The sequence below is a fragment of the Rhizobium sp. Nf11,1 genome, from assembly GCF_050587665.1.
Classification (GTDB): Bacteria; Pseudomonadota; Alphaproteobacteria; order Rhizobiales; family Rhizobiaceae; genus Rhizobium.
Genome location: NZ_JBOBHU010000022.1, coordinates 66144 through 82015 on the forward strand (window position 1 = coordinate 66144; position 15872 = coordinate 82015).

The 15872-nt window shown below is 59.3% G+C and carries 13 protein-coding genes and 2 pseudogenes; 8 read left to right on the forward strand and 7 right to left on the reverse strand.

Annotated elements, in window-relative coordinates; translation table 11 throughout:
- Positions 1 to 14 precede the first annotated feature (14 nt).
- From ACQ7C1_RS25665 to ACQ7C1_RS25675, 3 genes are all read left to right on the forward strand, one after another.
- Complete coding sequence (locus tag ACQ7C1_RS25665) at positions 15 to 2237, forward strand: ABC transporter permease (protein WP_430960311.1); 2223 nt, start codon at positions 15 to 17, stop codon at positions 2235 to 2237.
- A complete protein-coding gene (locus tag ACQ7C1_RS25670; RefSeq protein WP_430960312.1) occupies positions 2234 to 3295 on the forward strand; it encodes an ABC transporter ATP-binding protein in 1062 nt (353 codons plus the stop codon). The genes ACQ7C1_RS25665 and ACQ7C1_RS25670 overlap by 4 nt, the downstream gene beginning before the upstream one ends.
- Before the next feature lie 82 nt (positions 3296 to 3377).
- On the forward strand, positions 3378 to 4172 hold the full coding sequence (locus ACQ7C1_RS25675) for an inositol monophosphatase family protein (protein WP_430960313.1): 795 nt from the start codon (positions 3378 to 3380) through the stop codon (positions 4170 to 4172).
- Positions 4173 to 4495: 323 nt separating this feature from the next.
- Here ACQ7C1_RS25675 and ACQ7C1_RS25680 read toward each other — a convergent pair.
- From ACQ7C1_RS25680 to ACQ7C1_RS25710, 7 genes and pseudogenes are all read right to left on the reverse strand, one after another.
- A pseudogene (locus ACQ7C1_RS25680) lies at positions 4496 to 4661 on the reverse strand (SAM-dependent methyltransferase); the annotation flags it as partial.
- A gap of 95 nt (positions 4662 to 4756) precedes the next feature.
- Positions 4757 to 5491 carry a phosphotransferase enzyme family protein gene (locus ACQ7C1_RS25685; RefSeq protein ID WP_430960314.1) on the reverse strand — a complete coding sequence of 245 codons (735 nt, stop codon included), beginning with the start codon at positions 5489 to 5491 and terminating at the stop codon, positions 4757 to 4759.
- 60 nt (positions 5492 to 5551) lie between these two features.
- Positions 5552 to 5683: pseudogene (locus ACQ7C1_RS25690) on the reverse strand (histidinol phosphatase); the annotation flags it as partial.
- A gap of 38 nt (positions 5684 to 5721) precedes the next feature.
- Complete coding sequence (locus ACQ7C1_RS25695) at positions 5722 to 7050, reverse strand: aspartate aminotransferase family protein (protein ID WP_183704845.1); 1329 nt, start codon at positions 7048 to 7050, stop codon at positions 5722 to 5724.
- Between the two features lie 13 nt (positions 7051 to 7063).
- Positions 7064 to 8197 (reverse strand): phosphotransferase enzyme family protein, encoded by a 1134-nt coding sequence (locus ACQ7C1_RS25700; protein ID WP_221114158.1) that lies wholly within the window; start codon positions 8195 to 8197, stop codon positions 7064 to 7066.
- A 146-nt stretch (positions 8198 to 8343) separates the two neighbouring features.
- The gene (locus ACQ7C1_RS25705) at positions 8344 to 9012 is read right to left on the reverse strand and encodes a haloacid dehalogenase type II (protein ID WP_183704841.1); all 669 of its coding nucleotides are present in this window, start codon (positions 9010 to 9012) and stop codon (positions 8344 to 8346) included.
- A gap of 405 nt (positions 9013 to 9417) precedes the next feature.
- Positions 9418 to 10293 carry a GNAT family N-acetyltransferase gene (locus ACQ7C1_RS25710; RefSeq protein ID WP_097601045.1) on the reverse strand — a complete coding sequence of 292 codons (876 nt, stop codon included), beginning with the start codon at positions 10291 to 10293 and terminating at the stop codon, positions 9418 to 9420.
- A gap of 669 nt (positions 10294 to 10962) precedes the next feature.
- Here ACQ7C1_RS25710 and ACQ7C1_RS25715 point away from each other — a divergent pair.
- From ACQ7C1_RS25715 to ACQ7C1_RS25735, 5 genes are all read left to right on the forward strand, one after another.
- A complete protein-coding gene (locus ACQ7C1_RS25715; protein ID WP_430960315.1) occupies positions 10963 to 11958 on the forward strand; it encodes an ornithine cyclodeaminase family protein in 996 nt (331 codons plus the stop codon).
- A gap of 153 nt (positions 11959 to 12111) precedes the next feature.
- The gene (locus ACQ7C1_RS25720) at positions 12112 to 13086 is read left to right on the forward strand and encodes a threonine/serine dehydratase (protein WP_183704835.1); all 975 of its coding nucleotides are present in this window, start codon (positions 12112 to 12114) and stop codon (positions 13084 to 13086) included.
- 253 nt (positions 13087 to 13339) lie between these two features.
- A complete protein-coding gene (gene argE / locus ACQ7C1_RS25725; protein WP_430960316.1) occupies positions 13340 to 14464 on the forward strand; it encodes an acetylornithine deacetylase in 1125 nt (374 codons plus the stop codon).
- A 9-nt stretch (positions 14465 to 14473) separates the two neighbouring features.
- Positions 14474 to 15397, forward strand: coding sequence for a 2-hydroxyacid dehydrogenase (locus ACQ7C1_RS25730; protein ID WP_430960317.1), 924 nt, complete (start codon positions 14474 to 14476; stop codon positions 15395 to 15397).
- A 27-nt stretch (positions 15398 to 15424) separates the two neighbouring features.
- Positions 15425 to 15778 carry a cupin domain-containing protein gene (locus ACQ7C1_RS25735; RefSeq protein ID WP_097601040.1) on the forward strand — a complete coding sequence of 118 codons (354 nt, stop codon included), beginning with the start codon at positions 15425 to 15427 and terminating at the stop codon, positions 15776 to 15778.
- The last annotated feature ends 94 nt before the right edge of the window (positions 15779 to 15872 follow it).

Here is a 15872-nt window from a genome sequence, read left to right on the forward strand (position 1 = left end):
CAGCGAGGTCAGCCATGAGACATGGCAATCGCAGGCTGGACGTGGTCCTGCTCCTGGGCGTGGTCGCATTGACCCTGTTGCCCTGGTATCGGATCGAGAACGGCTTCTTCGGGCTCGGTTGGCTGGCCGGTTTTCCCATTTCCACGGAGGCCGCCCCCGGTCTCGTACAGATATTCGCGCATGGCCGACTGTGGCTTGCCGCTGCGCTCGTGCTCCTTCTCCTGGCGGTCGCGGCTCGCGGCATGGCGGATCCGATGCGCCGCGGTTCTGTGCTCGCCTGGACCGGCGCGATCGGCGTCCTGTTCCTCTCGCTCCAGGGCCTCGCCATCGGCTTTTCCGGCTGGAACTGGTCGGTGAGCGACACGCTCTTCGGCACACTTTCGAACGGCCAGCCCGCCATGGGGGCGGGTGCGGTCCTCTCTTTCATCACCTTCGTGCTGCTCTTCGCCTTCGGCCTTGCCGAGCGCGGCGTGATGAGGGGCGATGCCTTCGTGGTCAGCGCAATCGCCCTGCTGGTCTTCCTCGTCGCCGTCTTCGTCTTCTACCCGATTGGCAGCATGTTCGTCGGTTCGGTGCAGGATTTCGACGGGTCGTTCAATGCGGATAACTTCATCCGCAACATCCAGGATCCGAGCATCTGGAGCCTCAACTGTGTCATCGGCACCGGCCGCTGCGGCGTCGCCTGGCGCACACTGTGGCTCGCCATCATGACCGGCCTCGGCTCGACCCTGCTCGGCCTTGCCTTCGCGCTCGTCGCCACCCGCACGCGCTTTCCCTTCAAGAAAGGCCTGCGGCTGCTGACGATCTTGCCGATCATTACGCCGCCTTTCGTCATCGGCCTGGCGCTCACCTTGCTCTTCGGCCGCGCAGGCGTCGTGACGCAGGGGCTGTCGGAACTGTTCGGCCTAGAGCCCGGCCGCTGGCTCTACGGCCTTACCGGCATCTGGATTGCGCAGGTGCTGTCCTTCACGCCGATCTCCTTCCTTGTGCTGATCGGAGTCGTCGAAGGTGTCAGCCCGTCGATGGAGGAGGCCTCCACGACGCTGCGCGCCGACCGTTGGCGCACCTTCCGGCGGGTGTCGCTGCCGCTGATGAAGCCCGGCCTCGCCAATGCCTACCTCATCGGCTTCATCGAAAGCATGGCCGACTTCGGCAACCCGCTGGTGCTCGGCGGCAGCCATGGCGTGCTCTCGACGGAAATCTTCTTCGCCGTCGTCGGCTCGCAGAATGATCCCTCGCGCGCTGCCGTGCTCGCCATGGTGCTGCTTGCCTTCACGCTCTCCGCTTTCCTCGCCCAGCGCGTCTGGCTGTCAGGCAAGAACTTTGCCACCGTCACCGGCAAGGGCGACAGCGGATCGCATATCGCCTTGCCGCGCGGGCTGTCGATCGGCGTTCACGCCGTCGTCATCCCGTGGATCCTCTTCACGCTCGTCATCTACGGCATGATCCTGATCGGCGGCTTCGTGAAGACATGGGGCCTCGACAATTCGCTGACGCTCGACCACTACGCCAAGGCCTTTTCGATCAGCTTCGAAAACGGGGTTGCCTGGACGGGTGTCGCCTGGAACTCGTTCTGGACAACGATGGAGATCGCGCTGGTCTCCGCCCCGCTGACAGCCGCCGTCGGTCTGCTGACAGCCTACATCATCGTGCGTCAGAAATTCGCCGGCAAGAATGCCTTCGAATTCGCCCTGATGATGAGTTTTGCCATTCCCGGCACGGTCATCGGCGTCAGCTACATCATTGCCTTCAACCTGCCGCCGCTCGAAATGACTGGCTCGGCGCTGATCCTGATCGCCTGCTTCGTCTTCCGCAACATGCCGGTCGGCGTGCGCGGCGGCATCGCGGCGATGAGCCAGCTCGACAAGAGCCTGGATGAGGCCTCCCTGACGTTGCGGGCCAACAGTTTCCGTACGATGCGTAAGGTTATCCTGCCGCTCCTGCGTCCTGCCATCACTGCCGCGCTCGTCTATTCCTTCGTGCGTGCCATCACCTCCATCAGCGCCGTCATCTTCCTCGTCAGCGCCGAATACAACATGGCGACCTCCTACATCGTCGGCCTGGTCGAGAATGGCGAATACGGCGTGGCGATCGCCTATTCCTCCATGCTGATTGTGGTGATGATCACCGTCATCGCCGGCTTCCAGCTCATCGTGGGCGAGCGGCGCCTGCGCCGTGAAAACCGCGTCGCCGGCCTCGCCACCTCCGCTTCCTCTCGTCAGGAGAAAATCGCATGATCAACCAGAAAGCCGGTTCCGTCGTCTTCCAGAACGTGCGCAAGACGTTCGGCGCCTTCACCGCCATTGCCGACCTGTCACTGACCATCGAGCCCGGCACGCTCGTCACCCTGCTTGGCCCTTCCGGCTGCGGCAAGACGACGACGCTGCGCATGCTTGCCGGCCTCGAACATCCTTCCGCCGGAAAAATCCTGATCGGCGGCAAGGACGTCACCATGCTGCCGGCCAATGAGCGCGATGTCTCGATGGTGTTCCAGTCCTATGCGCTTTTTCCGCATATGAATGCGCGCGACAACGTCGCCTATGGCTTGGAATCCTCCGGCCTCAGCCGCAAGGAAGCACGCGAGAAGGCGGAGGAGGGGCTGGCGCTCGTCGGTCTTGCCGGCATGGGCCACCGCCTCCCCGCCGAACTCTCCGGCGGCCAGCAGCAGCGCGTCGCCGTCGCCCGCGCGCTGGTGCTGGAGCCGCAGGTGCTGCTGCTCGATGAGCCGCTCTCAAATCTCGATGCACGCCTGCGCCGCAAGGTGCGCACGGATATCCGCCAACTCCAGCAGCGCCTGGGCTTCACGGCCGTCTATGTCACGCACGATCAGGACGAAGCGCTTGCCGTGTCCGACCGCATTATCGTCATGAAGGATGGCGAAATCGCCCAGTCCGGCGCCCCGCGCGATCTCTATGAAGCGCCGGCTTCCGCCTTCATCGCCGATTTCATGGGGGAGGCGAACGTCATCCCCTGCGAGGTGGTCGGCATCTATGGCGCCGACGCTGAAATCCGCATCGGTGGTTTCAAGCACCGCGTGCCTGCCGGTCGGGCGACGCCGGGTGCGGCAAGCCTTGCCGTTCGTCCCGGCGCCATCGCGCTTTCCGAGGGACGTGGGCAAGGGCTTGCCGGCCGTATCCTGCATTCGGCCTATCTTGGAGATCATGTCGAGTACGAGGTCGAAACCGACGTCGGCAGGCTCTTCATCGTCGACCACGCCGTCGACCGCATCCTGCCGGCCGCCTCCGACGCGACGCTCGGCTTTCGAAGCCGCGGCATCGCCCTTATCAGCGGGTGAGCCTCTAATATCCGAACATTCGGTCGGTGCGGGCCGCTCAATTCCCGCACCGACGACACCCATTGAAAGGGGTACCAGCATTATGTTGCAAGAGACCGAACTTGAGACACGCTTCGCTTTCGCCAAAGCGATGGCACAGGAGGCGGGCGCCATGGCGCTCGACTATTTCAACCGGCGCGAAACGCTCGTGATCGAAACGAAGCGGGATCTGCAGGATGTCGTGTCAATTGCCGACCGTAACGTCGAGACGTTCATCCGCAGGCGCGTAGCGGAAGCTTTTGGGGCAGACGGATTTCTCGGCGAGGAATACGGGTATCAGGAAGGGCAGTCGGGATTGACATGGGTAGTCGATCCGATCGACGGAACGGCGCCCTTCGTCAATGGCATGCCGACGTGGTGTGTGTCGATTGCGGTTCTGCACCGCGGTGTACCGGTGATCGGCGTCATCCATGTTCCATGCGCTGATGAACTTTACGCAGCGGCAGCGGGCATGGGTGCGAGCCTGAACGGAAAGAATCTCAGCCTCGACCCGTCGAGGACTTTGCAGAATGCGATGACGGGCATCGGCTGCAATACCTATGTCACCCCGGAACGGGTAGGCGCGATTGTCGCCGCCGTGCTTGGCAAGGGTGGGAATTTTATCCGCAATGGCTCCGGTGCCCTGATGCTCGCCTATGTGGCCGCTGGCCGGCTTGTTGGCTATTACGAGCCTCATATGCGTGCCTGGGATTGCATGGCCGGCTATTGCCTCGTCAGGGAGGCAGGTGGAACTCATCTAACCTTCCCGACTGAAGGCGAAGCTTTGCTACAGGGCCATCCGGTGCTGGCGAGCAATCAGACAGTCTATGCTGATTTGCTGGCAATCCATACCGGCTGAACATCCCAGCCCACATCGGGGGTCGAGGCTCCGGCGATTGCGCTCCCATTCAGACGTATTTCTCGGAGACCTTTGATTTTCACCAGAACGGAGCCGATCGCCAAAATATCTGTGTGAATGCCGGTTGCCGAACGTCCTTTATGTCACCGGGAGCGAAAATAGCTGGGTGAATAGTTCGAATACGTTCAACTGCGAGGGGGAACGGGAGTTCAATCGCCTCCATACGTTCGTCGCGAACAGACAAACACCAATGGAGGCGGCAAGTATTAAGCAGAGGCTGCCGGCGTTCACTAGGGACGAGGCAATTCATTCGTCTTATCGGCCGGGATCGCAGAGAATGTCCAATATTCGACGCGGCCCTCGGTCTCATCGAAATAGTCTGCCACCTGGACGGCGATTGCTTCTCCCTTGTCATCACGGATGTTCCGGAGGGTCGGAGGCAGGAAAACATGGATGAAGGATGGAGAACTGCAGAAATTCGCCCGGTTGAGCACGCGGCCGATTTCGGGGTGCACTTCAAAATCCACTAGAGCAACTCAAAACTGGATAAGACCTGGGGCAAGGTCAGCGGATCGTCGAACTCCTCAGACCGGCCAAACTTCGCCCAGCCGCCTGACCGAGTATTCGTCCGGCCAACACACGGCGGCTTCCCATGCGGCGGACGCTTGTGTGGCGATGTCATAGGCGCGGTCGTCGAGACCGGCGGCATTGCCGGGCAGCACCAGGTCGAGGTCGGGAGCGTCGACATGTGACTCGTCCCAGTCGATCAACGCGACCCGGTCGGCGGTCATGCGGACGTTGGCAGCACTGTTGGGGTTGCCGTGGACAACGCATGTCTGAGGTCCGACGAGCCGCGCCCACGCGGCTCGACATCGCATAACGCCCTCGGGCGGCATCGCGGCAAGGTCGATCCTCGTTCCGGTTTGGGCGTGAAGGAGGTCGGTCGATGATCGCCAGCCCGGGCGCTGCGGCCAGCCCTGCGTCAACCGATGCAGCTCGCGGAGCGTATCAGCCATGCGACGCCAGTCGGATTCCGTTTCGGGCGGTCCGCGCTCGATGTATCTCATCACCACCAGACCGTCCACGAACAGCCGGCCGTCAGTCGTCGGGATCGGCACTGGAACGTGCATGCCTTCACGGTCGGGGTGTTTGATCAGCTCGGTTTCCCATGCGAGATCGGCGTCGGTTCTGCGTCCGAGACGACCGACGGCGACCTTCCCGTTGACGCGAACGCTCCACACGTCGTTGGCAACGCCGCCCGTCAGCCGTTCGATGCGAACCGCGTCTTCACCCCATTGCCTGAGTGCGTCCCATCCCATTGGCGATATCATTGGCTGACGTTCTTTGAATCAGTGGAAGCAGTAAGCTGCCATTTCGTCGTCGGCCACCGCTGCTGGGTGTGACCTAATCCCCGCATGCTCGGCGGCTTCGTTCGTCCACCCGGAGAACATGGATCGATCTGGGAAGCGCCCGAGCTTGACGACATCCACGACCTTCAGGTTGGGGTTGGTTGGTGTCCGCGGGTGGCAACTGACCCCTGTCGAGGGCATTAACCTCCGGCCCTGTTCAGAGCACGCCTGATGGCAACAAGGAACAGGTCGACGTCTCCGGATTGGCAGATGAGCGGCGGGCGCACTTTGAGTGTATCTTCATTGGCTCCTGTCGTGCTGATGAGCACGCCATCATCCCGCATTGCATTGACCAGATCCAGAGCCATTGCGCGCCTATCCAGCGTCGGCATCTCCGCGGGTCCGATGTCGATGCCGAAGAATAGACCTGCGTTGCGGATGGCGCGAATGCCATCGTGCTTCCTTGCTAACTCCTCCAGCCCGACTCTGAGCTGCTCGCTCATGGCAAGAGCGTTTTGAGGAATTTGGTCACGCTGCAAGATCGTTAGCACGGCGTCTGCAGTCGCAATCCCAACCGTATTACCGGCAAAGGTGTTCGAGTAGCGAGCGGTGGCGCCAAACCGCTCCATGGGCGCTTTGCGACCAACGACCGCCCCAATCGGAAAGCCGTTACCCATTGGTTTGCCGAGAGTTACAAGGTCGGGTACGATTCCGTGCCGTTCAAAGCCCCACATATGAGCACCAGTTCGTCCGAAACCCGGCTGAACTTCGTCGGCGATGACGAGGCCGCCCGCGTCCCACACCGCCGCAACTCCGCCCGCAATGAAACCGGGCGGATCTACCCACACCCCGTCACTTGAAAAGATGCTGTCGATGAGCAGGGCGGCAACGCCTATGCCGCGACGGGTCAGATCCGCTATTGCTGAACGCACCTGAGCCTCGAAAAAGTCGGCGGCTTGCGTTTCTGGTATACCTGCCGGGCCGGGGAGAGAAACCATCCGCACGAATGGGCTGAGCCTGACGGCGTCTCCCAAGTTCGGCGAAACCGCAGCCACAGCCGCGCTCGTGCCGTGATACGCATGCGAGGAGACGATCACCCCCTCGCCGCCACTTACGAGACGCGCGATCCGTAGGGCAAGATCGTTGGATTCACTGCCCGTGCATGTGAAGACCACGCGGTCGAGCTCGTCTGGGAACGTATCAACCAGCCGCTCGGCATAGTCGACAAGTCTTGGCTCGAGATAGCGCGTGTTGGCGCTGATACGCGCCGCCTGTTCTGCCATTGCCGCATTCACCTCCGGGTGGCAATGACCGAGGGAGGGAACATTGTTGTAGAAGTCGAGATAAGCCTCGCCGTCCGGATCATAAAGCCACATGCCTTCACCGCGAACGAAATGCACGGGCCGTCTATATTGCAGTCGATAAGATGCTCCGAGAACTGCGTCACGGCGGGCAATGAGTTCGGCTTCGCGCGCTGGGAGGTCGGACTCACCTGGTCTGAAGCGATTGGGCATAAGGTCTGTGGACATGTTCTCCGCCTGTCTAAGGTTTCGGTGAAGGCTTTGACGCTGCCGAGAGGACTGCCGCCTCGCCTGATGCAGTGGAAAGAGGCGCCAGGATAGACAGGCCGCGCTCGGCACGAGCGACGTTCTTTTTGATGTACTCCGCGTCGGCCGGAAAGAGATAGGAGCGCCAGTAATTGACTAATATCAGTGCGCTTTGTCGTGCCCGCATCAGTCCGACCAGCAGCTTTGCTTCGAGAGCAGAAAGTGGAACGACCGCCGCATAGCCTGCAATGAGGTGCTCGGCTCCGCCTAAAGGAAGAGTTGGATCCGTCACGACGTGACTTGCCGCGATCGCCAGATCTTGGATCCTTGGGCTCCAGCTGCCATCGCCAAAATCGATGAAACCCAAGCCATCGCTGGTAACGATTGTGTTGAACGGGCTGGGATCGTTATGAGTAACTTGCCAATCCAAATTCTGGATCTGCGGCTCGATGATCCGCATGTATTCCGCCATCGCTGCCCCAACGCTTTCAGCTACGCTTCCAGCCGGTAGGTATCCCTCTAGTTCCATCAATCGCGACCAGCACCCGATATGCCAGAGAATGGGGCGTTTGGCCGAGGGTAGGTTGACTTGCCCAAGCGCCATGTCCAGCCGGCCAAGAGCGCTTCCGGTACGAAAGAGGAGATCAGGTGTTGGCGTCTCTTTGTGCAAAGAAATGCCCTCGATACGGGTCTGCAGGTAACCGCTAATACCCTCTTCCTCAAACATCAATGCGCCGCCACTCGTGCGAATAAGTGTGGGTGCGACAAATCCCGCGCTATTCTGTAATGCCGCCAAGGCAGCGCTTTGGAAACGGAAGCTGTCGATCGCCTCACGTCGTGCCGACGTCTTCAGGATCAATCGGCGACCGTCAAGCAGAGAGACCTCAGCAGTGCGTTCGACCTCAGACGACAAGACCGCGATCGATCCTTCCAACCCGTAGTGCCGCTTTAGCAGTGTTGCCGAAATGTCGGGTTCCGACAGGTCTGGCGGCGTGGAGAGAATCGCGGCTGCGGCGCGAAAAAAAGCCTCTGTCGATGCTGCAGCATGCGGTGGTTGACGGAAGGCCGCAGCCGCGGGGCTGCTGAGCCGGCCGAAGTCCCGATCGGCATCAAAACCACGATCGCCCAATTCGAAGATCCTCGCCGTTTATGGTGCTTTTCGTGCGGCCGAGCTAGAAGCTCTGACCTAGTGTGACTAGATCAGAGCAGGCACTCTAGCACCGCCAACTGGCTCGCGGGTCTTTCGATTCGTGAACCGCGGTCGCCTAATTCAAGTTAGAGTCCGAAAACGCCGGGCAGCTGCGAAATATCGCGAATCTCGGTGTATTCATAATAGGGGTTGGCTGGCTCATGGCCACGATTGACCCACACCTTGCTCTTGATACCCAGATCATAGGCGGACATGAGGTCGTGACGGAAAGACGACGAGACGTGCGTTATGTCCTCCGGTCCGCATCCGAGCATGTCAAACATATATTCAAACGCCTTGAGGTGCGGCTTGTAGGCTCCTGCCTCCTCGGCAGTGTAGACAGCATGAAACGGCGCGCCGAGCTTTGCCACGTTCGACGGGATCTGGGCCACCATGGAATTTGTCAGAATGACAAGGGGGATTTCCTTGGCGAGCTTAGCTAGTCCTTCGGGCACATCCGGATGCGGTCCCCATGTCGGTACGCGGTTGTAGATGGTTTCGGCGTCTTCGGGCCGGAAGTGAACCTTATTACGGCGGCACGTGCGCTCCAAGGCGTTGTGGACAACGTCGGCGTAAGGTTTCCAATCCTGCATTACCTCATCAATGCGGTACGCCTGGAAGTTCTTGATGAATTCGTTCATGCGCGGCCCGTCCAGGAGATGACCGAACAGATCCCGAGCGGCTTCCGCCATCTGAAAGTTGATCAACGTACCATGGCAGTCGAATGTTACGTATTTAGGCCTGAAGCGATCCATGTCCTTGGCTCCTGTGAACTGTACGGCATGGACGAAGCATAGTTGCAGTCGTTTGGCAGAATGTGCCGGAATGTTTCATCTTTCAGCAGAAGTCTCTTCGGTCGCAGCAAATCCCGCACAACCTTCCGCTGGCGGCGGGTCTCGCATTTGGTTGTGTCCTGAGTTGAGTTGCTCCAGCGAATGCAGCGGTTCGCGAGGCCGCGTTGTGTTGGAACAATTGCGTCTGCCTTTAACGGCAACTGACGAGACGGAACTAGCTGGAATACTGAAAAGGCGCCATTTCGAGCGTCGGCAGTCGAAGCGAGAGCGATCCAAGAGCTGGCATTCCGAGGCTCCTTTGCACAGGCTTCCTGCGTGTATGAGCCGATTAAAGCTAGCAATGCCGTCATCGGGACGGGCTATGGTTCACCCGAGTGCGTGACCAGCCAGGCCATAAATCCAAGGTTCGCCGGCCTTACGGTTCAAAAGGAGTTGGCCCCGCGACATAGTTGTCACTCGTTCGGCCACTTGAAGGTCGCACGCGCGTAGAAAGTTCACCAATGGTCCTGTTTCGCGCGTGTCGACGCGCGCAAACTGGCCCTTCAGATTCCGTAGATGGACCGCAATAAGCTGAAGCGCGTCATCGTCGTTGCTAGCTACAACAGGGCCGATCACATGGCCGCGGCCGAACTCCCTGCATATGGAATAGCCGACGATCCTCCCATCGCGGCGGAGGGTTTGGATAGTGGAAATCGGAACCAGTGCCGAGATCAGTTCCTCGCGCTTCCAACCGAACGCCTGGGTATCAAGTTCGATGATCTGCCCTAGTGCATCGATCCCCGCTTCAATCAAATCACCGTTCGGAGCGGGCAAGTTGGGCAGGGAGGAAGCAACTGTCCCCTGGTGCATCCATACCGTCGCCTCGTTTGCAAAACCCAACGAGACATACAGATTGTGCGCCGCACGAGTTGAATTGAGATACAGATTTCTGCCGCGACATTCTTCGAATACCTGCTCCATGAGCCAACGGGCATTACCCTGGGCTTGCGAGCGCGGGGTGGTGATCACTAGGCCAATCATCGCAACTTCTTGGCCGTAGGGGAACCACATGGCGCTCCCGAAAACCCGCCCGATGCTATCTACTACCGCTATACCCCGACCGAACTGGCGAAGCCAATCCCAGTCCTTGGTACGGTGTGGCCATCCGACCGCCACGGATAAGGCATGGAGCGAGCCGACATCAATCTCGTTGATATCCCGAGCCACCAACTCGAATGATTTAAGTCGAACAGACTTCGGCATTGACTTTGAGCTCCTTCGCCCGTCACCAGTGGAACGGCCTTGGCGACGCCACTACCAAGCGCCAATGACCTCATGATTGCACGTCAGACTCGGCATCTTTCACTAATTTGCCCTCGGGTGTCGAAATCTTCTCCCGAAATTTGCGGCGTCGGGATGACAACGCAACTTTGCTAAACTTAGATAAAGCAAAGTTCGACAGACTGCAGGGGGCCACACAGAAACCGCAGCATAAATCAGCTCTGCGAGGCGTCAAGAAATGCCAAGCGAGCCAAGCATTTTGGAATTTCGTGCTGTTGCGGCAGCATAATTCGGTGACTCCTTCGGCAGGAGAAGACCATACTAACCTCATTCCGTCGTGGCATGTCCGCATGTTTCGGTAGGAGCTCGGCAGTTTGTGTCAGTGGATTGGGGGCGATTCGATTGTCAACGCAACCCTGTTGGGCCTTGTAGCATTTCGCGACACCGGGAGTGTGAAACGGCCTCGTCGTTCGGCCGAGGCGTCGAAATTCAGCAAGATCGGCTTCAACAACTGGTGCGATCACGACCGAAGTGACCACAAGCAATCTGGTTTGGGCGCGAAGGCGGCCAGGCAGGCCTCCAATAGCCGGGCTTAAGTTTGCAGGCCCAGCGTGACGTTTTTGCCTTCGTACCAATGATGGGAGAAAGTTCGTGAAAACTCTGCTTCTCAAGAAAGAAGAGGTCGGCAGATTGATCACTATGAGGGACGTGATTGGCGCCGTCGAGGAGGCGTACAAAGCTTTCAACAGCGATCAGGTGGAGCAACCCGATTATATAGGAATGCATCTCCCGTCACCGGGTAGCGAAATCGACTTCAAGCTCAGCCACTACAAAACCAATGAACTTATTTCGATGAAGACGTCCTCGGGAGGGTTTGTCAACAATCCGACTGCATTTGGGGTGCCGAGCGGGATGGGAACCATTCTGCTGTTTGACGCCAGAAACGGGGCGCTGATCTGCGTCATGGACGGCAGCCTGATCACGGGCTTGAGAACCGGCGCCGCGGGAGCTGTTTCCGTAAAGGTGTTGGCGAGGAAAGATGCTCGCAGCATCACATCCATCGGGACTGGAAATCAGGCAAGAATGCAGATCCGAGCGATCCGGGAGGCCATCAATATCGAGGAGATCCATGCCTGGGACAATAGCGCGGATACGCTTTCCCGTTACAAAGCAGATATTGAAAGCGAGTTCGGCATTCCCGTCGTCATTGCGCGTTCCAAGAAGGACGCGGTCGAGCAGGCGGATATCCTCGTTACGACGACACGCGGTAAAGGCTCACTCGTGGAAGCCGATTGGGTAAAGCCGGGTACGCATATCGTCGCGATCGGCACGGACCAACGAGGCAAACAGGAACTGGATCCAGAAGTATTCAGAAATGCCAAAATCGTCGTCGACTCGATCGCGCAGTGCAGCGAGAAAGGCGAAACATGGCATCCGCTCGATAGGCATGTCATCACCAAGAACAGGATCCATGGTGAAATCGGAGAGATATTGCTGGGAAGGAAACCAGGAAGAGAACACGACGATGAGGTGACCATTTTCGACTCTACTGGAATGGCAATCCAAGACAACACAACCGCATCGAAGATCTATAGCAATGCGATAGAGAGAAGCGTTGGAACCTTCTTCGAATTTTTCGAGTCCTGACCTCCGGTACGATCTTGGCAAAGCGGCTGGATGGTTCCAGCACGTGCGGGCACATCGTTTGCTCGCGATCCGGCGCCGAAAAACAAGCAGTCTTCAGGCCGATCCTTTCCATCAAGGAAACGCGAACTCCAACATACTAAGGCGAGCAGCATCATGCTAGACTATCCAACTATTCAGGACATTTGGGAAGCCCGGGAACGATTGGCGCCCCATATCAGACACACTCCGTTGCTGCGTGCGGACAAGATCGAAAAGGCTGCAGGTTGTCAGCTCTATCTCAAACCCGAAACGCTGCAGATTACCGGCGCATTCAAACTTCGCGGCGCTCTCAACAAGATGCTTTCGCTCCCGCGAGAAGTCATCGCAAATGGCGTCATCGCCAGTTCCTCGGGCAACCATGCCCAAGGACTCTCATACGCGGCTCGAATGCTCGGTGTGAAGGTTGTCATAATTGTTCCGGCCACCACGCCTAAGATCAAGATTGCCAATACCGAAGCATTGGGCGCCGAGGTCATTGTCTTTGATGGCGACACCGCCGCGAGATGGAAGCGGGCCTATGAAATCGCCGAAGAGAACAACTACGCGACCGTCCACGGCTTTGAAGACCCGCTGGTCATGGCCGGTCAGGGCACAATCGGCTGTGAAATTCTGGAAGATTTGAAGGACGTGGAGACGGTCATAGTTCCCTTGGGCGGTGGAGGCCTGATTTCGGGAATTGCGACCGCCATCAAAGAAACCAAACCGTCGGTTCGAGTCATCGGTGCTGAGCCTGCTCTGACACCGAAATACTATCAGAGTCGGATCAACGGCCAGCGCACATCGTTGCCCCTGAAAAACACGATCGCGGACGGCCTGAGAATTAGTGTTCCGGGCCAGAACCCGTATCCAATAATTGAAAAATACGTCGATGAAATCATTCTCGTCGAAGACGACGACATCATCGCGGGCATGCGCGCACTTGCAAAAGATGCCAAGCTGATTGCGGAGCCGGCGGCTTCGATCGGCATCGGGGCTCTGCTCGCGGGCTCCATAAAGGTCAGGTCGGATGAAAAGGTCTGCGCAGTGCTGAGCGGTGGCAATTGGAACTTGCCGGACCTTGCCGAGATATACAAGGACGGCTCGGAATGACCTTTTGTGATACTTGCTGGATGCGCACGGCGCCTGGACGAGGTGGCCGCACCGACCATGATGCAGATAGCACGCTCCCGCAACATAATACGTCTCTCACTTCGGAGACGTGCGCCAAACTTTCTGCTTTGACGTAGCTGGATTCAATAGATCCTGCTGCTCAACATGGAGCGTTCGGCAGGAAATGGTCCCCACCAAGCCGTAATGTGGAGATCAGAGCGCCGCTTGGGCGGCTACGTCAAGGAGACCTGCGATGAACGCCAAGGAAATCCTCGACCGCCTGGTCGGTTTTCCCTCCGTCGTCGGAACGCCGAACGATGGCATTGTTGCATGGATCACGCACTATGCAGAGCGCTGCGGTGCCAAGGTGACGGTGTTGCCGGGGCCGGAAGGTGACCGCGCCAATCTGTTTGCAACGATCGGCCCCAATCATGTGCCCGGCTATGTTCTCTCCGGACATATGGATGTCGTTCCCGCGCTTGAGACGGCCTGGACATCCGATCCTTTCCGCCTGCGGGCGGACGGTGATCGGCTCTTCGGCCGAGGGACGAGTGACATGAAGGGCTTTCTCGCCGCACTATTGGCTGCTCTGCCGGCAATTGCCGAAATTCCGCTCGCGCGCCCCCTGCATTTTGCATTTTCCTATGACGAGGAAGCCGGCTGCCGAGGTGTGCCTCATCTCATCCGCCAGTTGCCCGAGCTTTGCGCCAAGCCGATCGGCGCGATCATCGGCGAGCCCAGCGGTCTGCGTCCGATCCGCGCCCATAAGGGAAAGGCCGCTGCAAGAGTCGAGATCCGCGGGCGATCCGGCCATTCGTCGCGACCTGATCAGGGTCTGAATGCAATCCATGGCTTCGCCTGCGTCCTGCTTGCCGCCGTTCGTGCCGGAGACGCACTACAGAGCAGCCGATTGGACCCGTGCTTTGAGCCACCCTATTCCTCGCTCCAGGTCGGAACCGTGTCCGGCGGACAAGCCGTGAACATCATTCCGGATTGCCTCACGGCGGAAATCGAGGCCCGGGCGATCACCGGAGTGACACCCTCCGATCTCCTCGAGCCTGTGAGGCTTGCCGCACTCGGGCTTGAGCAGCGAGGATTTCAGACAAAGTGGGAGCTCCTGAGCAGCTATCCGGCGCTATCGCTCGCAGCCGATGCACCACTTGCTACGCTAATGGAGGGCCTGACAGGGCTCGAAACGCTCGCCGCCGTGAGCTACGGCACCGAAGCCGGGCTTTTTCAAGCGGCCGGCATCGATGCGATCATTTGCGGCCCTGGCGATATCGCGAGAGCCCATCGGGCCGATGAGTTCATCCGTGGCGACGAACTCACTGCATGTCAGACGATGATCGAGCGGCTCGCTGAAACACTCCGAAACTGAGGCATTCCAATGACGTTCTGGTTCAATTCTGATCGAGAGCGAGGGCGCATCTTCGCCGAAGCATTCGCCCGCGACCTGCCCGATCTCCCTTTCATCATGGATGCAACGCAGGTCGATCCCGATGATATCAGTTACGTCCTGACGTGGACCGCTCCGCCGGATCTCGACCGCTTCAAAAACCTGGAAATCGTCTTTTCGATCGGCGCCGGCGTCGATCAGTTCCGGGTTGAAAACCTCCCTTCGGGGGTGAAGCTCGTCCGAATGATCGAGGATGGCATCGTGCGCATGATGCAGGAATATGTGACGCTTGCCGTGCTGGCGCTCCACCGCAATCTCAAGGCCTATCTCATGCAGCAAACTGAAGGGAAATGGCAGGCGCTGCCGGCCCGGCAGGCGGCAGACCGCCGGATCGGTGTGCTTGGTCTCGGGATGCTCGGGCAGGCGGTGATCGCGCGGCTGATGCCATTCGGCTTTCCACTGTCCGGCTGGAGCCGTGCTCCGCGCCAGATCGATGGGGTGCGCTGTCATCACGGCGCCGGGTCGCTGGCGTCCTTTCTCGGCGAGACCGACATTCTGGTCTGTCTGCTGCCGCTCACGGAAGAGACGCGTGGCATACTCGATGCACGCCTCTTCGCGGCCCTTCCGCCCGGCGCATCGCTCATTCATGTCGGCCGCGGCGCTCAACTCGATCATGATGCGCTGATCGACGCACTCGATATGCATCAACTGTCCGGTGCGGTGATCGACGTCACCGAACCGGAGCCGCTTCCGCCTGAACATCCGTTTTGGCGCCATCCGAGGATCATGCTCACCCCGCACATCGCCAGCGTGACGCAGCCCGGAACCGCCGCCCGCTCGGTCATCGAGAACATCAAGCGCCATCGCGCCGGCCTCGACCCGATCGGACTAGTCGACCGCACCCGCGGTTACTGATCCACAGCAGGACACAAAGGAGAAACCATGTCACTACTCAAGACCATCGACCCGAACAGCACAGAGGCCCCGCGCGAATCCAAACCGGTTCCGGAGCGGCTAATCTCCGGTGACCCCTCATTCAAGACCTGGGCTCAGGATGTGGCACGCGATGGGCTCGTCCATACCGGTGTCTGGGAAGCAACGCCAGGCCTCACCCGCTCGATCAAAGGCGAGACCTTCGAGTTCTGCCACATCCTCCAAGGGGTCGTTGAGCTCACACCGGATGATGGCGAACCGGTTACCTACAAGGCAGGCGACAGTTTTGTCATGAAGCCGGGCTTTACCGGCACATGGCACACCATCGAAACCGTCAGGAAGATCTACGTGACGGTGATGTAACCGCACCACCGACCACATCCCCACGAGTAACGCACGAGCCTATCGACAGACATAGTCGTCACAAAGGCCTCGTGCGGTCTCGCCCATATATCCG

Coding starts and splice junctions, on each gene's coding strand:
- ACQ7C1_RS25695 (WP_183704845.1), bottom strand. CDS start 7,050: ATGTCCACAGACCTTATGCCCAATCGCTTCAGACCAGGTGAGTCCGAC.
- ACQ7C1_RS25735 (WP_097601040.1), top strand. CDS start 15,425: ATGTCACTACTCAAGACCATCGACCCGAACAGCACAGAGGCCCCGCGC.
- ACQ7C1_RS25685 (WP_430960314.1), bottom strand. CDS start 5,491: ATGGGATGGGACGCACTCAGGCAATGGGGTGAAGACGCGGTTCGCATC.
- ACQ7C1_RS25670 (WP_430960312.1), top strand. CDS start 2,234: ATGATCAACCAGAAAGCCGGTTCCGTCGTCTTCCAGAACGTGCGCAAG.
- ACQ7C1_RS25730 (WP_430960317.1), top strand. CDS start 14,474: ATGACGTTCTGGTTCAATTCTGATCGAGAGCGAGGGCGCATCTTCGCC.
- argE (WP_430960316.1), top strand. CDS start 13,340: ATGAACGCCAAGGAAATCCTCGACCGCCTGGTCGGTTTTCCCTCCGTC.
- ACQ7C1_RS25720 (WP_183704835.1), top strand. CDS start 12,112: ATGCTAGACTATCCAACTATTCAGGACATTTGGGAAGCCCGGGAACGA.
- ACQ7C1_RS25710 (WP_097601045.1), bottom strand. CDS start 10,293: ATGCCGAAGTCTGTTCGACTTAAATCATTCGAGTTGGTGGCTCGGGAT.
- ACQ7C1_RS25675 (WP_430960313.1), top strand. CDS start 3,378: ATGTTGCAAGAGACCGAACTTGAGACACGCTTCGCTTTCGCCAAAGCG.
- ACQ7C1_RS25705 (WP_183704841.1), bottom strand. CDS start 9,012: ATGGATCGCTTCAGGCCTAAATACGTAACATTCGACTGCCATGGTACG.
- ACQ7C1_RS25665 (WP_430960311.1), top strand. CDS start 15: ATGAGACATGGCAATCGCAGGCTGGACGTGGTCCTGCTCCTGGGCGTG.